The organism is Salinimicrobium aquimaris, from assembly GCF_035607535.1.
Classification (GTDB): Bacteria; Bacteroidota; Bacteroidia; order Flavobacteriales; family Flavobacteriaceae; genus Salinimicrobium.
Window position 1 is genome coordinate 148,755 of record NZ_JAYDZX010000003.1, and the last position, 19,772, is coordinate 168,526.

The window sequence follows — 19,772 nt, forward strand, 5'->3', positions numbered from 1 at the left end:
CCGTTACGGAACCCTTTTTTTATGCTGTAACAAGGAAAATTCCGAAGATTATGACAATAAAATAACCGACGATTGTAAAAGCTCCGGCATAATCATTTGCCACCCGCTGCCCGAATAGAAGCATTAGCAGGGTAATAGCAGCTAAAACAAGGGACCAAAGGGCAAAACCGGGATCATTATTTAAATACAGGGTGAAAATTGCGGCAAGTGCCAAAAATCCCGTGAGCACCTCCAGTACCAGAATGACGGCAAGAAGGACAGAGACCATTCCTCCCATAAAAGTGCCTTTGAAGTGACCGGTGAGCCATTCATAATTAGCACTCCAGTTAAACATCTTGTCAAATCCCGATTGTAAAAAGGTAATGATGGTAAAAATAAGAATAAGATAAACCGGTATGTTAAGAATGAAGTTGTCCATTTTGATTTAGTTTTTATGAATTAAGCGGGTAAGTTTAATTGAGAGATCTGTGAGAATGATCTTGGCATTTCCATTTCTTTCGATGTGGTAAATAGCATCCTCCAGTTCTTTGGTTATTCCGGTAATATTTTTCCCTGTAATAAAAGGCGCAAATTTCTCAAGCTTGAAGCCTTTGGTTTGCGGCTCCATGAAAACGAGATCTTTTGCTTTGTAATTGTACATAAGCGCCTGCCGGAAAAAATCCATGCAATAGAGTAAAAACTTTTTTTGAGGTTCTCTTCCTGTTCCTGCTATCATTTCACTCCAGGCGATCAACTCGGCCAGGGCAGTCTTGTCTCCCTTGGCTTTAAAAGCCGTGCGCACCCAGGAAATAAACCATTCCTCGAATTGCTCATCGCCAGAATTCTCCTTTAGAATATGGAGGGCATTGTTGTAATTGCCGTTTGCCCGGTGGGCAATGGTCATAGCCCTGGCACGATCGCATTGCTCCTTTTCCACCAAACCTTCTGCAATTACAGCTTCATTAAGAGGCGGGAAATGAAGGGTTTGACACCTTGATCTAATGGTTTGGATGATATTCTCTTCCTCCTCGGTGATCAATAGAAAAAGTGTTTTTTGAGGAGGTTCTTCAATGAGCTTTAGCAACTTATTGGCACAGCTGTCGTTCATCTTTTCGGCCATCCAGATGATCATGACCTTATAGCCTCCTTCATAGGCTTTAAGGGAAAGAGATTTAACTATGTCCTGCGCCTCGTCTACCCCAATTTTTCCCTGTTTGTTCTCAATTCCGAGTTTTTGGTACCAGTCGAAAAGGCTGCCATAGGGCTCCTGTTCCACAAATTGCCTCCACTCCTCACTAAAATGAGAGGAAACGGCATTTTTCTTTACCTTATCATTATTGGCAACCGGAAAGGCAAAATGGAGGTCGGGGTGGGCCAGTTTGTTCATCTTGATATTACAGGCTTCCCTTCCCGTATTGTTTTCGCCTCCGTTATTGCTGCACAAGACATATTGAGCATATGCTATGGCCATAGGAAGAGTTCCACTTCCAGAGGAACCCACAAATAATTGTGCATGAGGAATCCTTTGATTATCTACAGTTGTAGTAAGGTGATTCTTGATGTGGGGCAGGCCTAAAACTTCAGAAAATAGCATAAGCAAAGATAAAATTTCTTCACACTTTAGTATCTTAGAGAAAAATTTATTTATGCCAAACCAAGCATTATGAAAACCATTAATGATTATAATTTCAAAAATAAAAAGGCCCTTGTACGGGTCGATTTTAATGTTCCGCTAAATGAGCAACAAGAGGTGGGAGATACCAGCCGTATAGAAGGAGCTAAACCTACAGTAGATAAAATTCTTAAGGATGGTGGTAGTGCTATCCTAATGTCTCACCTGGGACGACCCAAAGGAGTAGATAAAAAGAACTCCCTGGAGCACATTGTAGATAAGGCTTCCGAGATCCTGGGGGTGAAAGTAAAATTTGTAGACGACAGCACCGGGGAAAAGGCGCAGCAGGCTGCCAGGGAGCTAAAACCCGGTGAAGTCCTGTTACTGGAAAATCTCCGTTTTAATGCAGAAGAAGAAAAAGGGGAAGAGAACTTTGCTAAAAAGTTGTCTACTCTTGGTGACATCTATGTGAACGATGCTTTTGGTACTGCTCACCGTGCTCATGCTTCTACCACTATTGTGGCTAATTATTTTGAAGATAAATGTTTAGGGGCTCTGCTTGCCAAGGAAATTGAAAGCCTGGAGAAGGTGCTGGGTAGTTCAAAAAAACCTGTGACTGCAGTTTTAGGAGGTGCCAAAGTGTCTACCAAGATCACTGTCATCGAAAATATTCTGGATAAGATCGACCACCTTATCATTGGCGGAGGAATGACCTATACTTTCACAAAAGCCAAAGGTGGAAAGATTGGAAATTCATTAGTAGAGGAAGACAAACAGGAATTGGCCCTTGAAATTCTGCGCAAGGCCGAGGAAAAAGGCGTGAAGATACATTTACCGGTTGACGCCGTAATAGCCGATTCCTTTTCGGAAGACGCCAACACCAAAACCGTCCCTGTTGACGAAATTCCCGATGGCTGGATGGGTCTGGATATAGGACCGGAAACTGTTAAAAAATATGGAAAGGTTCTCGAAGACTCTAAGACCATTTTGTGGAACGGGCCGATGGGAGTTTTTGAAATGCAGCCTTTTGCCAAGGGAACTATTGCCGTTGGAGAATATATTGTAGCTGCCACACAAAAGGGAGCCTTTTCTCTCGTTGGTGGTGGTGACTCTGTCGCAGCTGTTAAACAATTTGGTCTTGAAGACAAGGTAAGCTACGTATCTACAGGGGGTGGAGCTATGTTGGAAATGCTTGAAGGAAAGAGTTTACCGGGAATTGAAGCCCTTAAAAAGTAAAGAGGTACGATAATTGAAGGGAACAGGTACCGCTTTTTGAGAAATGAACTTATGATGAAACCACTTTTGCCATTTTTGATGCTGCTTGCGTCAGTAACTACTTTTGCTCAGGATGTAAAGACTGAAGCAAAGAATGTTGGACAGGAGAACGGAGAAAAAGGCGATACCATACGACTTCCTGAACAGGATTTCTTTCTCCTTTTAGATAATGATGATGTAGATCTTGCCAATAATGTACCTGTACATAAGATCATCAAAGACTCCCTTGTTTTTGCTCTTTTAGATGACCCCGGGGCCGCAGTCATAGATTCATTATGGCAGCAGGAGCTCTTCCAGTCCAGCTTGTATATGAACCTAAAGGATTCTTTGCTCAACCAGGAATACAACGAGGTTGTCTTTGATGAACTGCCAACAGATACTCTTAAGCTAAGGCTTCAAAAGTTAAATGCTAAAACGCCGTTCAATGTAGAGTATAATCCACTGCTTGAGAATGTGATCAAATCTTATCTTAAAAGGAATAAGAAGGGAATGGAGCGCTTAATGGCATTGAGCACGTACTATTTTCCCCTTTTTGAGCAGAAGCTGGATCACTATAACATCCCATTAGAGATCAAGTATTTGGCTATCGTGGAGTCTGCATTAAACCCACGGGCCCGCTCACGGGTTGGGGCGACGGGTCTATGGCAGTTTATGTTTGCCACAGGAAAAATGCACGGCCTGGATGTAAGCTCTTATGTCGATGAACGTATGGATCCGGTTTTGGCCACCGAGGCTGCCGCGCAATACCTTTCGACGCTTTACAGAGTCTTTGAAGATTGGGACCTTGTGCTGGCATCCTACAATTCGGGTCCCGGAAATGTTTCCAAGGCTATTCGAAGAAGTGGAGGATCTACCAATTACTGGAACCTGCGGCCATATCTTCCACGTGAAACAGCAGGTTACGTGCCGGCTTTCCTGGCAACTATGTATATTTTCGAATATGCCGAAGAACATGGTTTTCAACCGCCACATCCCCGTACTACATATTTCGAGACAGATACTATCCACACCAAAAGAATGTTGACATTTGAGCAAATCTCTCAGGTGACGGGAGTGGAACGTGAAATGTTACAGTTCCTTAACCCCAGTTATAAGCTGGATGTGATTCCTTTTATTGAAGATAAGAACTACAGCCTTCGATTACCCCGGAACAGGACCGGACTTTTCGTGAACAATGAGAATGCGATTTATGGTTATGCTGAAGCTTTAGAAGAAAAGAAGGAAGAGACACTTCCTGAGCTGGTAAAGGCTGAAACCACTGTAAGATATCGTGTAAGGCGTGGTGATTACCTCGGAAAAATTGCTGAAAGATACGGTGTGGGAGTGAGCCAGATAAAGCAATGGAATAACTTGCGGAGCAATAACCTTAGAATAGGCCAAAGGCTCATAATTTATCCCCGAAAGAATACGGCAACAGCTCAGAGATCTTCCTCACCTAAAACTTATACGGTAAGGCGTGGAGACTCTCTGTGGAGTATATCGAAGAAATTTCCCGGTGTGACCGTACAGGAGATCAAAAACCTCAATAACATGAGTAGCAATCGCCTGAAGCCGGGTATGAAACTTAAACTATCTGATGGATAGAAATCCATCCTGAATCCATATTTATGAAAAATCTCTTAGCACTCTTTTCTTTTTTATTTATTCTAACTGGTTGTGGTGATGGAAAGGACGAGCCTGTGGTAGTCTCCAACTCCTCCGGAAAGATCAACAATCTCACAGTTGTAATGCCCAATGAAATGTGGACAGGCGAAGTAGGCGAGGCCATAAGACGACATTTAGCAGCACCTGTAGATGGTTTGCCCCAGGAGGAACCATTGTTCTCACTTAGCCAGATGCCCCCTGAAGCATTTGAAGGCTTTACCAGAAAGAACAGGATTTTTCTTCACGTGGAAAAAGGAAGTGATACCGGAATAAAAATGGCAGAAAATGCTTATGCCCGTCCTCAAAAGGGTATATTTATTAGCGGAGAAACCAATGAAGAACTTATTTCTCTCATTGATGAAAATGCTGAAAAGATCATTAGCACCTTCAAACAAACCGAGCTTACAGAACAACAACGCCGAATCAAAAAATCCCTGAAAAACGATGAAAAGTTGGAAGAGAAACTGGGGGTAGCGTTGAAATTTCCTACTGCCTACAGGTATGCCAAGGAAACAGATGATTTTTTCTGGATCCGCAAAGATATTCCTACGGGAAGTATGGAGATCCTGGTATATGAGGTTCCGAGACATGTAATTGAAAAGGATACCAATATTGTGGGCAACATTATTCAGATGAGGGATTCTATAGGTAAGACTCACATCCCCGGAAGACTGGATGGCTCTTACATGGTAACTGAATCTGCTTATGCGCCCTATCTCTTCGAGTCTCAGATCGATGGCAATTTTGCCTGGGAATCCAAGGGGATCTGGGAGGTCAAAGGTGACTTTATGGGAGGTCCTTTCCTTAATTATGCAGTCCTAGATGAAGAGAATGACAGGTATGTAGTTCTGGAAGGTTTTGCCTTCTCACCATCGGCCCGAAAGCGGGAAAACATGATGGAGCTGGAAGCCATCTTGAGATCGGCGGAAATTAAATAGCATAAAAAAACCCAACGAAAGTTGGGTTTTTTAGTATTATAAAAGGATCTTTTTACAATCTCTTTTTGTCTTCTTCGGGTTTATTTGCAGGAGCATCATCTTTAGAAGCGTCTTTAAATTCTTTGATTCCGCTACCCAATCCTCTCATCAGTTCAGGGATCTTTCTTCCTCCAAACAACAACAACACTACAATCACTATCAGGATGATTTGTGGTGCCCCAATCTGTAATGGTATAAAAACTGCACTCATAATGATCAATTTAATGCTGCAAAGTTAGTAATAAAACTTTAATTCCTCTGTTTATGAAGGGATAAAACCACTTTAAAATATCTTTATTATATCTTTGCCTAAGGCTTCAAATATGACCGATAACACTGAAAATAAAAGAAATTTCCGCCAAAAGCTCCTGCACAAATACAGGCTCATCATTCTTAATGAAGATACTTTTGAGGAGAAGGTATCCTTCAAGCTTACAAGGCTCAACGTATTTGTGGTGGTCACTCTTTCTGCGATCCTGTTAATAGCCGGAACTACAGTGCTCATTGCCTTCACCGGGCTAAGGGAGTATATACCGGGTTATTCTTCTACAGAACTTCAGCAAAGGGCAGTAAACCTCGCTTATAAAACAGATTCGCTGCAGACTGTTGTGGAGCTGAACAATCAGTACCTGAACTCCATAAAAAGAGTACTTACAGGAGATGTGAAACCGGCGGAATTTAACCGGGACTCTCTAATGGAAGCCCAGAGGCTTAGCGCAGAGGAGGTAAATTTGAATCCGTCGAAGGAAGACAGCCTGTTAAGGGAGACGGTAGTACAGGAGGATAAGTATAATTTTCTGGAAACAGCAACCTCAAGAGCAAATTACGCGCTATTTCCCCCTCTAAAAGGACCTTTTTCGGAAGGTTATAATATAAAAGATAAACATTTTGGCGTCGATATAGTAGCATCCAATAATGCTCCAATAAAATCTGTGGCAGATGGAACGGTCATATTTACAGGTTGGACGGCCGAGACGGGAAATGTCATAATTGTTGAACACAGCTATGGGCTAACCTCTATTTACAAGCATAATTCCTCTCTCACCAAAGAGCAGGGAGACAGGGTCTTGAAAGGGGAAGTTATTGCTACGGCCGGGTCTACCGGGGAATACTCTACAGGACCCCATTTGCATTTTGAGTTGTGGAGTGAAGGTCGCCCTGTGAATCCAACAGATTTTATAGATTTTGAATAATTGTTATGTCAGTTAAATCTTTTGCATCCAAGATATTTGCAGCCTACATAAGGCGCCAAATCGATTCCTGGGCTACCAGACCGGTAGAGACTCAAAAAAGGGTTTTTGAACACCTCTTAAAGAAAGCGGCCAATACCGAATTTGGAAAGGATCACGGGTTCAAAAACATCTCAAGCTACCGCGAATATGCGGCGAGGGTGCCGGTAAGGGATTATGAGGACCTTAAACCGTATGTGGAAAAAGTGGTGGCTGGGGACAAAGATATCCTGTGGCCCGGTAAACCTATCTACTTCGCAAAAACATCGGGAACTACGAGTGGAGCGAAGTATATTCCGCTCACAAAGGAATCAATGCCAACTCATATTGACGCTGCCCGTAATGCTATCCTCTGTTATATCGATGATACAGGGAATTCAAATTTTGTCGATGGTAAAATGATCTTTCTCCAGGGAAGTCCAGAGCTTGAGGAGAAAAACGGAATTAAATTAGGTCGGCTTTCAGGTATAGCTGCACATTACGTTCCGGGTTATTTACAGCGCAACCGTATGCCCTCCTGGGAAACAAATACTATTGAGGACTGGGAGACAAAAGTAGAAGCTGTAGTTGATGAAACTGTTAAGGAAGATATGACGGTTATAAGTGGAATTCCTTCCTGGGTACAGATGTATTTTGAACGGCTCCAGGCCAGGACCGGTAAAAAAGTGGGAGAGATCTTTCCCAACTTTAACCTGTTCATTTACGGCGGAGTGAATTTTGAGCCTTATCGTGCGAAATTTGAAAGCCTCATTGGCCGAAAAGTGGATAGTATCGAGCTGTTTCCTGCTTCTGAAGGATTTTTTGCTTTTCAGGACAGACAGGATGAGAAAGGAATGCTCCTGCAACTTGACTCCGGTATATTTTATGAATTCATAAAGGCCGATGAATTTTATACTGAAAATCCTCGTCGCTATACTATTGGCGAAGTCGAACTGGGAATCAACTATGTATTGCTTATTTCTACTACTGCAGGCCTGTGGGCTTATAATATTGGAGATACAGTTCAGTTCACATCTTTAGCTCCTTACAGGGTGATCGTTTCGGGAAGAATAAAGCATTTTATTTCGGCTTTTGGAGAACATGTTATTGCCAAGGAAGTGGAGCAGGCAATGCAGGAGGCTACAGCGGGAACAGGAGTGCAGATCTCTGAATTCACCGTGGCACCACAAATCACTCCCGAAGGTGACCAGCTTCCTTATCACGAATGGTTCATAGAATTTGAGGAAGAACCTAAAGATTTAGATACTTTTGCTTCAGCTTTAGACAAATCACTTCAGCAGCAAAATTCATATTACCTGGACTTGATCGAAGGCAAAGTCCTTCAGCCGTTAAAGATCAGCCGGGTTCCCGCTAACGGTTTTCAGCAGTATATGAAATCGATTGGAAAACTGGGCGGACAAAACAAACTACCAAGGCTTTCAAATGATCGAAAGATCGCCGAAGCCCTGGAAAACATAATAAACAATAAATAATTTATGGGTAATTTAAAATTACAGGGACGCACACGAGCGCAGGAAAGTTCAAACGCTATTGAACGAATGTATATTACTATGCGTCACCTTTTTAATCGTGGGTTCTACAAACCTATGGGCGTTTCGGGGGAGACTCTACGCGAATCTTTATTGATTCTACGTCCCGAAATATACGGATCTGTTGCAGAGGAAAAAGTTGAGCTTAACGGACTTCTTTACGTGATGGACCGGCTGCCTTTGGGCATTGAAGAATGCCGCTTTATCAATCTAACAAGTGATGAAGGATACGGGAATTCTCATTTCAAACCTATAGTTCCGCCGAAAAGACGCAGGAACTGTTACAGGATCGATGAGGAGCAAATGAACATTGAGATCACCCGGGGGCGATCGGAAATTTATGATATCCTTACTCACCTCACTTTTCTATTTATCGAATCTCATAAGGTGATGAGACGCGTTTTGATAGATGAAGAAGGAGAGGTTTCCCGTGACTGGCAAAAGCTGGAGATGGCGGTTACTCAAAAAGAGCCGTTAACCCAGGCACAACGGGAAGTTGCACTTACTCACACGGCAAATATCCTGGGCCGCACCTTTAGGGAAGTGACCACAATTTATCCCCTTTTTAGCACCTCATCGAGCCCCGAGAGATTCCTGCATATCATCTATTACCTGGGAAAACTGGCAATTGACGAGATGCTAAATAACAACAAGAGGATAGTCACTTTTAGCCCCGTACTGCGTGAGCGCCTTGGACATCACATTCACGGCGAGATCTGGGCGAACAAGATCAAGGAGGTTTTGCTTGAAAAGAACCTTATGAATAGGCCTCTACACATCATTAGTGCCAATATGCATAGTGTAATGAACACGTTGTATGCTTCGGAAGCTCTAAAGGCCGAGCTTAAGAAAAAATCTCTTTTCGGGATCTATGAGGATCTTAGCAACAACGCCAATGGGCAGCTACGAATGAAGGTGATGAAAAATGCTGTTTCTGAAGGGATGGTTTTCATTGAAGATACCAGCGGTGCAAACATTGATGTGCAGATCTTTGATACTGCTAAAATGTCCTCAATTAATCCGAAGTTCAGCCTTGACAAGAAGACAAAAGATGAAGATAAACCGGTTATCATGGTGATGGATTACGCCTTTGGAGAGCAGGCCTATGAGACGATGGATGAAATGCTGAAACCTTACCAGTCTGAACACGGAAACATCCATTTGAATGTCGCTTCCATTTCAATAATGGGAAAAGCAGGAATTCTAGTTGGTGGTAAGGGAGATATTATGATCCCAACAGCACACCTTTTTGAAGGTACAGCCGATAATTACCCGTTCCACAATGAACTCACCAAGGCCGATCTTGAAGGCAACGGTATTCATGTTTGTGATGGCTCCATGGTAACTGTATTAGGTACTTCCCTCCAAAATAAGGATATCCTCAAATTCTTCCACGAATCAACATGGAATGTAGTAGGATTGGAAATGGAAGGTGCGCATTATCAAAAGGCGATACAGGCAGCTTCAAGGTTAAGAGGAAATATTAGTGAAAATGTAAAGGTGAGATATGCGTACTATGCTTCAGATAATCCTTTAGAAACCGGAAGCACCTTAGCTTCTGGCGGACTTGGAACTACGGGTGTCAAGCCAACTTACCTCATCACAGAGAAAATACTGGAACAGATCTTTGAACTTCCGCAGGAAAAGGGGAAAAAAGAAAGATCAGAAAAAAAGGAAACTGTAAATGGAGAATAAGAAATACACTTTAGTTACCGGAGGTGCCGGTTTTATAGGTTCAAATTACATCAATCTTTTTGTCAAGGATAAAGATACCCACATAGTGAACCTGGATCTATTGACTTACGCAGGGAATTTGGATAACCTGGAGGTTGATGGCCATGAGAACTACACCTTTGTCAAGGGAGATATTCGGGATAAGGAGCTCGTAAAAGCTCTGTTTGAAAAATACCATTTTTCGAAGGTGATAAATTTTGCAGCCGAATCTCACGTAGATAATTCCATTCTCAATCCTGCAGCCTTTGTTGAAACAAATATCAACGGAACTTTTAACCTGCTGCAAACTGCTTATACGCTATGGATGAATGGTCCTTTTGAGCTGAAGGAAGAATACAGCGACGCTAAATTTTTGCATGTTTCTACAGACGAGGTTTATGGAACTTTGGGAGCAGAAGGATTATTCACAGAGGAAACACCGTACGCACCAAACAGTCCTTATTCTGCTTCAAAAGCAGCTTCAGATTTCCTTGTTCGTAGTTATTTCCACACTTACGGAATGCCGGTCCTGACGACCAATTGTTCAAACAATTACGGTCCGCACCAGCATGACGAGAAGTTAATACCAACAATCATTCGCACTGCCCTAAAGAAGCAACCGATCCCTATTTACGGAGACGGAAAAAATGTGCGTGACTGGCTTTATGTTGCCGATCATTGTAAAGGGATCAAGCTAGTCCTGGAGAACGGAAAATTCGGCGAAACTTACAATATTGGAGGTCGCAATGAACGTGAGAATATTTATATCGCGCAAAAGATCTCCGAAATTTTGGATAGATTAGTGCCTCGTGAAGACGGTAAGAGTTATACAGATTTGATCACTTTTGTAAAAGACAGACCGGGTCACGACCAGCGTTATGCAATAGACGCAACCAAACTGGAGTCTCAGCTGGGCTGGAAAGCCGATGAAAATTTTGAATCGGGTATAGAAAAGACGGTACAATGGTACCTTGAAAAGTATAAAGCATGAAAGGCATCATCCTGGCCGGAGGTTCGGGAACAAGATTACATCCCTTGACTCTTGCATTAAGCAAGCAGTTAATGCCGGTGTATGATAAACCCATGATCTATTATCCACTATCCACTTTGATGATGGCGGGAATAAGAGAGATCCTCATCATTTCCACCCCTAAAGATCTGCCTGTGTTCAGGGAGCTGTTAGGAGATGGAAGCCGGTATGGATGTGATTTTCAGTATGCCACACAGGAGGAACCAAGAGGTCTCGCCGAAGCCTTTATCATTGGTGCAGAATTTATTGGAAATGAAAAGGTAGCTCTTATACTAGGGGATAATATCTTTTATGGCTCAGGTCTTGACAAGCTTCTTCAAAACAATAACAATCCCGAGGGCGGGATGATCTTTGCCTATCATGTACACGACCCGAAACGATACGGAGTAGTGGATTTTGACAAGTCGGGCAAGGTAATTTCTATAGAAGAGAAACCAGCCTCACCAAAATCCAATTTTGCAGTGCCGGGAATATATTTTTATGACAATGACGTGGTAGAAATTGCGAGGAATATAAAACCTTCGGGCAGGGGAGAACTGGAGATCACCGATGTGAATAATGCTTATCTAGAGATAGGAAAATTACAGGTGAGTATTCTCGACAAAGGTACAGCATGGCTCGATACCGGAACCTTTGATTCTCTCATGAAAGCCTCACAATTTGTGCAGGTGATAGAAGAACGGCAGGGTTTAAAGATTGGAGCAATTGAAGAAACAGCCTATAAAATGGGCTATATTAATGAAGAACAGCTGCACCGCCTTGCGCAACCACTGCTAAAAAGCGGTTACGGTGAATATCTTTTACAACTGGATTAAATGTTAGAACTGGAACAGACACCTCTAAAAGATTGTTTTTTACTGAAGCCTTCGGTGTTTCGGGATCACCGCGGTACCTTTTTGGAAAGCTTTAGTCAGAGGAGATTTGAAGAAGTCACAGGCCTGCAGATCGACTTTGTGCAGGACAACCAATCATCTTCCAAAAAGGGGGTTTTGAGGGGTCTTCATTTTCAGAAGGGAAAATATGCACAATCAAAGTTGGTGCGAACTGTAGTTGGTAAGGTGCTGGATGTGGTTGTGGATCTAAGACCCCATTCCCCCACCTTCAAAAAATCATTTAAGGCTGTTTTAAGCGATGAAAACCATCATCAGCTCTTTGTGCCTGCCGGTTTTGCACATGGCTTTTTAACGCTTTCTGAAGTCTCTGTGTTCGCATATAAATGTGATCGTTACTTTCACAAGGACGCCGATGCCGGAGTATTTTTTAATGATGCGGAATTTAAAATAGATTGGGAATACCCCGTTGAAGACCTTATACTTTCAGAAAAAGATAAGAACCTTCCCCTTTTTAAAGACTTGGACTTATGAAAATTCTAGTTACAGGAGCGGGAGGCCAACTTGGAAAGTGCTTTAGACAAGCTTCTAAAAATTACCCCCATTGGGATTTCACCTTTACAACTTCCGAAGATCTTGACCTGTCACAATTTGCTGTGGTGGGGGCTTACCTGCGAAGGGAAAAATTTGGTATCTGTATCAATTGCGCCGCTTACACCAAGGTCGATCAGGCAGAGAAGGAGCAGGAAATGGCATACCTCACCAACGCTGAAAGCGTGCGTAACCTGGCCAAAGACTGTGAAGAGATAGGTTGCACTTTAATCCACTTTTCTACTGATTATGTTTTTAATGGGAAGAAAACCTCTCCCTATTCAGAAGAGGATGAAACAGATCCCCTGAACGTTTACGGGGCGTCAAAATTACTTGGAGAACAATACATTCAGGAGGCATTGTCCAGGTACTACATCTTCAGGACATCCTGGCTTTATTCAGATATTGGAAAGAATTTTTTCAACACCATAAGGACTAAAGCAGAGGAAGGCGAAACTTTAAATATCACTACTTCACAAAAAGGAACGCCAACAAATGCACATGATCTGGCTAATTTTGTGTTGAAAATCATAGCACAAGGTCAAACTAAATACGGTTTATATCACTACAGTAACCTGGGGGAGGCAACCTGGTATGATTTTGCAAAAGAGATATTACATTTGATGGATTCTCCTACCAGCCTGAATGAGAACAACGACTTCGAGACCCTGGCCATTAGGCCGGAGTACAGCGTTCTGAGTAAGGAGAAGATTCAGACGGCTTTCGGCTTACCTGTTCCGCATTGGAAGGATAGTTTGAAACAGCTTTCTCAAAAGGTATAATCTCTTTCAATAAACCATTTAAAATTTCTCACATCTTCTTCGACCATGTCCTCAAACACAGGATTAAAGAGTCGGGCGGCACTTTCTCCGGCTATTCCACCGGGAGCGTGGTAAGAGATCACAACGTGCAGTTCTGTTCCTTCGCCCGCGTCCAGAAATTCTACTTTACCTGCATTTTCTATTGATGATCCCGGTAAAGACTGCCAGCCAAGAAGTTCAAAAGGCCGCTCTTTTACAATTTCACTTTTCCATCGCAGCGTGCCTACGTGTCCCGGTAAACTTGCCTCCCACACAGAAATACTGTCATTTAGACTCTCTACACTTTCCAGGTGTTCCATAAACAGCGGAAGATTTTCCAGGTTTCTCCAGAAGGTATAGACCTCTTCCCGAGGCTTATCTACGAACATTTTCAGTTGAATGTTGACATTTCGGCTGCGGTTATCAGGCTTTGTCTTTCCTATTGCGTTATACACAAAACAATTACCCGATATGCCCCGGTAGAGAAGGTAACCCGCAAGAACAGCTTCGATTCCGCTCTTTTTCTCTTTTCCTAAGGCGTCATATAAAAAATAAGCTCCCGCCAGGAGAGAAGCACCTCTTTCTGCCGGACTAACATTGGTGTATAGATGTTGTAAAAGTTTCCTCATGAGTCTTGTTTTTCTGTTTTATAGCCTAATTTACTCATATTGAGACTCAGGCTGAGTTTCAGTTATGCTTAAATTGGGTTAAATTATTCTTAAATGTCGAAGGAATAGGAGCAGTCAACTAATTAGGTGATGGTGGTGAGACCTAATTTTATTACTTTCGGAAGTAAAACCAACCAATGAAGAAAAGGATACTCATTACCGGGGCCGCGGGATTCCTCGGTTCTCATCTCTGCGATAAATTTATACATGAAGGTAATCACGTGATAGGAATGGATAACCTTATCACCGGGGACAAAAGAAATATTGAGCACCTTTTTAAGCTGGAAAATTTCGAGTTTTACCACCATGACGTAACAACCTTTGTACATGTGCCGGGTAAGCTCGATTATATATTGCACTTCGCTTCTCCTGCCAGTCCCATTGATTATCTAAAGATCCCGATCCAAACCCTTAAAGTAGGTTCGCTGGGAACTCATAATTTGCTGGGGCTTGCAATGGTGAAAAAAGCACGTATCCTAATTGCTTCGACTTCTGAAGTCTATGGAGATCCACAGGTTCACCCCCAAACAGAAGATTACTACGGAAATGTAAACACAATAGGTCCCCGGGGAGTTTATGACGAAGCAAAACGCTTTCAGGAATCTATTACCATGGCTTACCACCGTTTCCACGGGCTGGAAACCCGGATTGTGAGGATCTTCAACACCTATGGACCCAGAATGCGACTGAATGACGGGCGGGTAATTCCTGCATTTATTGGCCAGGCATTAAGAGGAGAAGATCTCACGGTATTCGGCGATGGGTCCCAAACCCGCTCTTTCTGTTATGTAGATGACCAGGTAGAGGGAATTTATAAGCTGTTGTTGAGTAATTATGCTTATCCCGTGAACATTGGAAACCCTCATGAGATCACGATAAGAGACTTTGCCGAAGAGATCATCAAACTTACAGGAACAGATCAAAAGATCGTATATAAACCTCTGCCCGAAGATGACCCCATGCAAAGGCAACCGGACATTTCCAAGGCTAAAGAGGTCCTTGGGTGGGAACCTAAGATCTCCCGAAGTGAAGGCATGAAAAGGACTTACGAATACTTTAAAGGCCTCACTGAAGAAGAACTTCATCGAAGCGAACACAAGGATTTTTCAAAACACATTCGAAAATAACCTTTTTCGGGCCTGTAGTTTTTGGCCGTTCCCTAAGATTTTTTATAATGACTAAAACCTTGAAATGAATTCCGACTCCGTGGTTTCTGTCATTATGCCGGCCTTTAATGCAGCCGCTTTTATAGCTGAAAGTATTCGATCTGTTCAGCAGCAAACTCATTCCTCCTGGGAGTTACTGGTGATTGATGATGCTTCAACAGATGAAACTTCTCAAATAGTGAAAAGATTCACGGAAGTTGATAACCGCATCAAACTGCACGTGCTTCCCACCAATCAAGGCGCCGGGTTTGCCCGCAACATTGGGATCAAGGCTGCCACAGGAGATCATATTTCATTCCTTGATGCCGATGACCTTTGGAAGCCTCACAAACTGGAAACGCAGTTAACGGTAATGGAAGAGGAAGGCGAGCAGGTATGCTTCAGCAGCTATGAACTTGTTGACGAAAGTGGCCGGGGCCTTAATAAGGAAATAAAGGCATTGGAAAACCTAACTTTTGACAAGCTTAAAAAAGCCAACTACATTGGTAATCTCACCGGGATATATGATGCTGCAAAACTAGGGAAGATCTATTGTCCGTTAATCCGGAAGAGGCAGGACTGGGGACTATGGCTTCTGGCAGTTAAAAAGGCGGGCGGAGCAAGAGGAATCCGGGAGCCATTAGCTATCTACCGGGAGCGTAAAGGATCTATCTCCGGGAATAAATTTGAAATGCTTCAGTATAACTACAGAGTCTATAGAAAAGTGCTGAAATATTCCACTCTAAAAAGCCTTTTTTGGATGATCTTATTCCTGTGGGAACAATTGTTTGTAAAACAAAAGCAGAAAGTTGCTTTAAATAAGTGATTCGAATTGCTTCAGCTTTCCCCTTTTGCTGCGGTTCAGGGTAGGTTGGTGTTCAAAATTCAGATCAAGTCCCTTTTCAAGATACACCTCCATTGCTTCTTCGATCTTTTTCTTTTTTTCAGGTGCCAATTCTACTTCAGAAACATAAATAACTTTAAATGCGCCGGGTTCTATCTGCTGGACGATGAATTCCTTGATCTGTCCGTCATTCTCGATCACGCTCTTGGTAACGTAATAAAAAGTAAGGCCGGGTACCACTTTTCCGCTGGGCAATACAGCCATGTCGTTGGTCCTTCCCAAAAGCTTCTTTAAAACAGGCTTTTTGAGCGTGGAGTTTTCTGCCAGGGAGCCGGTATCGCCTATATCGTATCGAATGAATGGATGAGCCTTATTGTACAGGGAAGTAATTACAATTCGCCCTTCCTGGCCGTAAGGTAACTCTTTACCCCGGTCATCCAGGACCTCCACGAACATGGTCTCACTGTTAAGGATCCATTCCCCTTCAGGATTTTGAAAAGCAAGCAGGCCGAGTTCACTGGCGCCATACTCATTGACAATGGGCACTCCAAATGTCTCCTCCAGTAGAATTTTGTCCTCCTTGAAGAACATTTCACTAGTAACGATACACAACTTAAGTTGGGGGCAAATTTCTTTCAGGATGAGGTTCTTCTTCTTCAGGAATTTTGCGAAGCGAACGATGGAGCTCGTGTAACCGTTGATATAATCAAAGCTTTTCTTCTGAAATTCACTCAGGAACTCTTCCATCTTCTCATCGCTGAGATTGAAAATGGGAAATCTGTACCTGAAACCGAAGCGATCTTTTATCCGTTCTTTAAAATATCCGAACCTATCGAGGGGAATTCCATAAAACCGGGCCTGAACAGAACGGTCCAGATCTATACCGTACCAACGATAGCGGTCATTGAACTCTGCCCAGGAAAGGGCATGGCAAAACCGGTCTTTTGCAAAGATAAAGGGATGACCACTGGAACCCGAAGTTTTACCTACATAGCTGTTCTTGGAGCTAAAGTTCTTACTAAAGCGTTCTTCCAAAGGCCTTTGAAGGTCCTTCTTCTTCATTACCGGCACCTCTTCCCAGGTACTGTATTTTTCACTACCAAAGAAATCTTTGTAAAGGGAATTGTTCTGTAGGTGGTAATTGATTATTTCCTGCTTCTTTCTTTCCACATAGGCGGCATATTCCGTTTCGGGAATATTTTTGATCTCCTCCAGGGCATTTTTGGCCTTTTTGATGGGGAAGCGATTGAGTTGTAATGAAAGGCTAAACCAGTTCAAGAGTCAAGAAAGATTGTTTTTTATGCCAATAAGTTAGTGCTTTAATTTACAAACAATTATTTTTGAGGCAAGAAAGAAAACACAACCCTCATGAATATTCTTATCCTTGGCTCCGGCGGCCGTGAGCACACCTTTGCACACCAACTTTCCAAAAGTGACAATTGTGATAAACTTTTTGTAGCCCCAGGAAATGCCGGTACAGCAAAAATAGCAACAAATGTTGCATTGAGTGTGACAGATTTTGAAGCGGTCAAGCAGCTGGTACTAAAGGAAAATATTGAGATGATGGTGGTAGGACCCGAAGATCCTTTGGTGCAGGGAATTGTGGATTTTTTCAACCGGGATGAAGAATTAAAGAAGGTGGCGGTTGTAGGTCCTTCAAAGCGAGGTGCTTTACTGGAAGGAAGTAAAGAAAGAGCGAAAGAATTCATGGGTATGTACAAGATACCCACAGCAGCTTACGAAAGTTTTAAAGCAGAAAGCCTTGCTGCCGGAAAAGAATTCCTCACTACGCTTAAACCACCATATGTTCTAAAAGCCGATGGACTTGCAGCCGGGAAAGGAGTTTTGATCCTCGACTCACTCGAGGAAGCACAGAAGGAATTGGAAAATATGCTCACCAACAACAAGTTTGGAGCAGCCGGTAATACTGTGGTTATTGAAGAATTTTTGGATGGGATTGAACTAAGTGTTTTTGTCCTTACCGATGGAAAAGATTATAAGATCCTGCCAACAGCCAAAGATTATAAGCGAATTGGAGAAGGAGATAAAGGGTTGAATACCGGTGGAATGGGAGCTATTTCCCCTGTTCCTTTTGCAGATAAGGATTTCATGAAAAAGGTGGAGGAAAGGATCGTAAAGCCAACGATCAATGGTCTCAAAGCTGAAGATATCGATTACAAAGGTTTTGTTTTCATAGGTTTAATAAAAGTGGGGGAGGAGCCTTATGTTATTGAATACAACGTGCGAATGGGTGATCCCGAAACCGAAGTGGTGCTGCCGCGTATAGAATCTGATCTTGTTGAGGTTTTTCAAAAAGTTGCTGCCGGTGCATTGAATGAGGTGGAACTCGAGGTGAAAAAGGAAGCCGCTGCTACTTTAGTGCTGGTTTCGGGAGGATATCCCGAAGCCTATGAAAAAGGAAAAGTTATTTCAGGACTGGAAAATATTGAAGATTCTATAGTCTTTCACGCAGGAACTGCCGAAAAGGATGGAAAGGTTGTGACCAGCGGTGGCCGCGTTTTAGCCATCACGTCATTTGGAGAGGACTATAAAGAGGCCATAAAAAAATCTTACCAAAATGCCGATAAGCTTCATTTTGATAAGATGTATTTTAGAAAAGATATAGGTTTTGACCTCTAGCCAAGAAAAGAATGTGCGCTGGTTTCGCGCTTTTCTTCATTGCGGTCATTGAATTTTTTCAGCTGTTTCATCCAGTAGATAAAAGCAGCAAAAGCAATAATGATAAAGATCCAGTTCACTGCATTTGCCAGCCACCAGCTATCTAACTCAAGATTGGCCAATTCGTTGAACGGTGCGAACAGGTAATCTTCAAAAATGGTCTGTATCCCCTCGAAAAAATCCGTCATAGTAGTTATATTTAACTCCACAAAAATATAAAAAACCCTAATGCTAACAAGCTTTTTTAGCAATTCACGGCCAATCAACTTCATAATAGTGGCCGTTTATATTCTCATCTTCTATCTATTTGCCAATGTTAGCACCCTGTTATCTTCCAACCTTTGGGTTATTTTGCAGGAGGTGGGAATGTTGCTCATACTTGTTCTTAGTGTGTTTTTGCTCAACTTCATTTCCGGAAGAAATGAATTGACAGGACGCAATGCCTACAAAAGCATATTGTTTGCAGGATTTCTCTGCATGTTTGCCGCGGCCATGCAAAATAATGATGTCATTCTTGCGAATTTGTTCCTGCTGCTGGCACTAAGACGTATTCTTTCTTTCCGGTCACAGCGCGACACCGTAAAGAAAATCTTTGATGCAACCTTGTGGGTTGGAGTAGCTTCTCTCTTCTATTTTTGGAGCATTCTCTTTTTATTTGTGGTCTACTTCGGCATACTGGTGCATGTAGGTCACAGGTTCAAGAACTGGTTGGTGCCACTGGTTGCAATTCTAACCCTGCTATCCCTGGTCACCTGTTTTGACCTCTTAATTACTGATACTTTTTATACCCTTACCGATTGGACCCAGGCTTCAAATTTTGATTTTGAGAATTACCGCGATACCGGTTTACTCATTCCCGCTGCCTTCTTATTTGCTTTGACAGCATGGTCTACCTTCTTTTATATGTTGATCATTCAAAAGGCCAGTGCCAATGCAAAAGCTTCTCTGTTCCTCATTCTGTTATGTGCGGGAGTGGCATTGACCGTGGCGGTTTTGGCACCTACAAAGAATGGCAGCGAACTCATGTTTTTCTTTGCTCCCCTGGCAATCATCGTCACCAATTATTTTCAGCATATGAATGATAAGTGGTTCAAGGAAATTCTGTTTGTTACAATAATCCTCCTGCCGGGATTGCTTCTGCTGCTGTTCTAGCCTTCAGAAGTTCGGGAATCACCCTTTAAAAAAGCTAAAAATCCGGTACCTTTGCCAAAATTGTAAATAGGCGGT

At 42.6% G+C, this 19,772-nt stretch carries 20 protein-coding genes; 14 read left to right on the forward strand and 6 right to left on the reverse strand.

Annotated elements, in window-relative coordinates; translation table 11 throughout:
• Positions 1-19: 19 nt before the first annotated feature.
• Positions 20-418 (reverse strand): DoxX family protein, encoded by a 399-nt coding sequence (locus tag VR862_RS06820; RefSeq protein ID WP_324720204.1) that lies wholly within the window; start codon positions 416-418, stop codon positions 20-22.
• Positions 419-424: 6 nt separating this feature from the next.
• Positions 425-1,573, reverse strand: a complete 1,149-nt coding sequence (locus tag VR862_RS06825) for a DNA polymerase III subunit (RefSeq protein WP_324720205.1) — start codon at positions 1,571-1,573, stop codon at positions 425-427.
• A 69-nt stretch (positions 1,574-1,642) separates the two neighbouring features.
• Here VR862_RS06825 and VR862_RS06830 point away from each other — a divergent pair, with 69 nt between their 5' ends.
• From VR862_RS06830 to VR862_RS06840, 3 genes are read left to right on the forward strand one after another with little or no spacing between them, the layout of a single operon-like run.
• Positions 1,643-2,827 carry a phosphoglycerate kinase gene (locus tag VR862_RS06830; protein WP_324720206.1) on the forward strand — a complete coding sequence of 395 codons (1,185 nt, stop codon included), beginning with the start codon at positions 1,643-1,645 and terminating at the stop codon, positions 2,825-2,827.
• A gap of 51 nt (positions 2,828-2,878) precedes the next feature.
• Entirely contained in the window at positions 2,879-4,450 is a 1,572-nt protein-coding gene (locus VR862_RS06835; protein WP_324720207.1) for a lytic transglycosylase domain-containing protein, read from the forward strand.
• Between the two features lie 23 nt (positions 4,451-4,473).
• Positions 4,474-5,448 (forward strand): DUF4837 family protein, encoded by a 975-nt coding sequence (locus VR862_RS06840; protein WP_324720208.1) that lies wholly within the window; start codon positions 4,474-4,476, stop codon positions 5,446-5,448.
• Positions 5,449-5,500: 52 nt separating this feature from the next.
• Here the strand turns inward: VR862_RS06840 and tatA are convergent, their stop codons facing one another.
• Positions 5,501-5,698 carry a twin-arginine translocase TatA/TatE family subunit gene (tatA, locus tag VR862_RS06845; protein ID WP_324720209.1) on the reverse strand — a complete coding sequence of 66 codons (198 nt, stop codon included), beginning with the start codon at positions 5,696-5,698 and terminating at the stop codon, positions 5,501-5,503.
• Between the two features lie 112 nt (positions 5,699-5,810).
• Here tatA and VR862_RS06850 point away from each other — a divergent pair, with 112 nt between their 5' ends.
• Genes VR862_RS06850 through rfbD form a run of 7 tightly spaced genes read left to right on the forward strand, consistent with a single transcriptional unit; the run spans position 5,811 to position 13,191 of the window.
• Positions 5,811-6,680 (forward strand): M23 family metallopeptidase, encoded by an 870-nt coding sequence (locus VR862_RS06850; protein WP_324720210.1) that lies wholly within the window; start codon positions 5,811-5,813, stop codon positions 6,678-6,680.
• Positions 6,681-6,685: 5 nt separating this feature from the next.
• Positions 6,686-8,188: a GH3 auxin-responsive promoter family protein gene (locus VR862_RS06855; protein WP_324720211.1), complete on the forward strand. Its 1,503-nt coding sequence runs from the start codon at positions 6,686-6,688 to the stop codon at positions 8,186-8,188.
• 3 nt (positions 8,189-8,191) lie between these two features.
• Positions 8,192-9,940 (forward strand): DUF6909 family protein, encoded by a 1,749-nt coding sequence (locus VR862_RS06860; protein ID WP_324720212.1) that lies wholly within the window; start codon positions 8,192-8,194, stop codon positions 9,938-9,940.
• On the forward strand, positions 9,930-10,949 hold the full coding sequence (rfbB, locus tag VR862_RS06865) for a dTDP-glucose 4,6-dehydratase (RefSeq protein WP_324720213.1): 1,020 nt from the start codon (positions 9,930-9,932) through the stop codon (positions 10,947-10,949). Before VR862_RS06860 ends, rfbB begins: the two co-directional genes overlap by 11 nt.
• On the forward strand, positions 10,946-11,803 hold the full coding sequence (gene rfbA / locus VR862_RS06870) for a glucose-1-phosphate thymidylyltransferase RfbA (RefSeq protein WP_324720214.1): 858 nt from the start codon (positions 10,946-10,948) through the stop codon (positions 11,801-11,803). The genes rfbB and rfbA overlap by 4 nt, the downstream gene beginning before the upstream one ends.
• Positions 11,804-12,352, forward strand: a complete 549-nt coding sequence (rfbC, locus tag VR862_RS06875; protein ID WP_324720215.1) for a dTDP-4-dehydrorhamnose 3,5-epimerase — start codon at positions 11,804-11,806, stop codon at positions 12,350-12,352. It abuts the gene before it with no gap.
• A complete protein-coding gene (gene rfbD, locus VR862_RS06880) occupies positions 12,349-13,191 on the forward strand; it encodes a dTDP-4-dehydrorhamnose reductase (protein WP_324720216.1) in 843 nt (280 codons plus the stop codon). Before rfbC ends, rfbD begins: the two co-directional genes overlap by 4 nt.
• On the opposite strand, the gene VR862_RS06885 is transcribed toward rfbD, so the two are convergent.
• The gene (locus VR862_RS06885; RefSeq protein WP_324720217.1) at positions 13,179-13,838 is read right to left on the reverse strand and encodes an SRPBCC family protein; all 660 of its coding nucleotides are present in this window, start codon (positions 13,836-13,838) and stop codon (positions 13,179-13,181) included. The two genes, rfbD and VR862_RS06885, sit on opposite strands and share 13 nt — an antisense overlap.
• A gap of 176 nt (positions 13,839-14,014) precedes the next feature.
• Between VR862_RS06885 and VR862_RS06890 the strand changes: the two genes are divergently transcribed.
• Positions 14,015-15,004, forward strand: coding sequence for a UDP-glucuronic acid decarboxylase family protein (locus VR862_RS06890; protein WP_324720218.1), 990 nt, complete (start codon positions 14,015-14,017; stop codon positions 15,002-15,004).
• 64 nt (positions 15,005-15,068) lie between these two features.
• Entirely contained in the window at positions 15,069-15,848 is a 780-nt protein-coding gene (locus VR862_RS06895; RefSeq protein ID WP_324720219.1) for a glycosyltransferase family 2 protein, read from the forward strand.
• Here the strand turns inward: VR862_RS06895 and VR862_RS06900 are convergent.
• Entirely contained in the window at positions 15,837-17,144 is a 1,308-nt protein-coding gene (locus tag VR862_RS06900) for a phenylacetate--CoA ligase family protein (RefSeq protein WP_324720220.1), read from the reverse strand. The genes VR862_RS06895 and VR862_RS06900 overlap by 12 nt on opposite strands.
• Positions 17,145-17,234: 90 nt before the next feature.
• Between VR862_RS06900 and purD the strand changes: the two genes are divergently transcribed.
• On the forward strand, positions 17,235-18,506 hold the full coding sequence (purD, locus tag VR862_RS06905; protein WP_324720221.1) for a phosphoribosylamine--glycine ligase: 1,272 nt from the start codon (positions 17,235-17,237) through the stop codon (positions 18,504-18,506).
• On the opposite strand, the gene VR862_RS06910 is transcribed toward purD, so the two are convergent.
• Complete coding sequence (locus VR862_RS06910; RefSeq protein ID WP_324720222.1) at positions 18,503-18,733, reverse strand: DUF6341 family protein; 231 nt, start codon at positions 18,731-18,733, stop codon at positions 18,503-18,505. The genes purD and VR862_RS06910 overlap by 4 nt on opposite strands.
• Positions 18,734-18,773: 40 nt before the next feature.
• Here VR862_RS06910 and VR862_RS06915 point away from each other — a divergent pair, with 40 nt between their 5' ends.
• On the forward strand, positions 18,774-19,697 hold the full coding sequence (locus VR862_RS06915) for a DUF6427 family protein (RefSeq protein WP_324720223.1): 924 nt from the start codon (positions 18,774-18,776) through the stop codon (positions 19,695-19,697).
• The last annotated feature ends 75 nt before the right edge of the window (positions 19,698-19,772 follow it).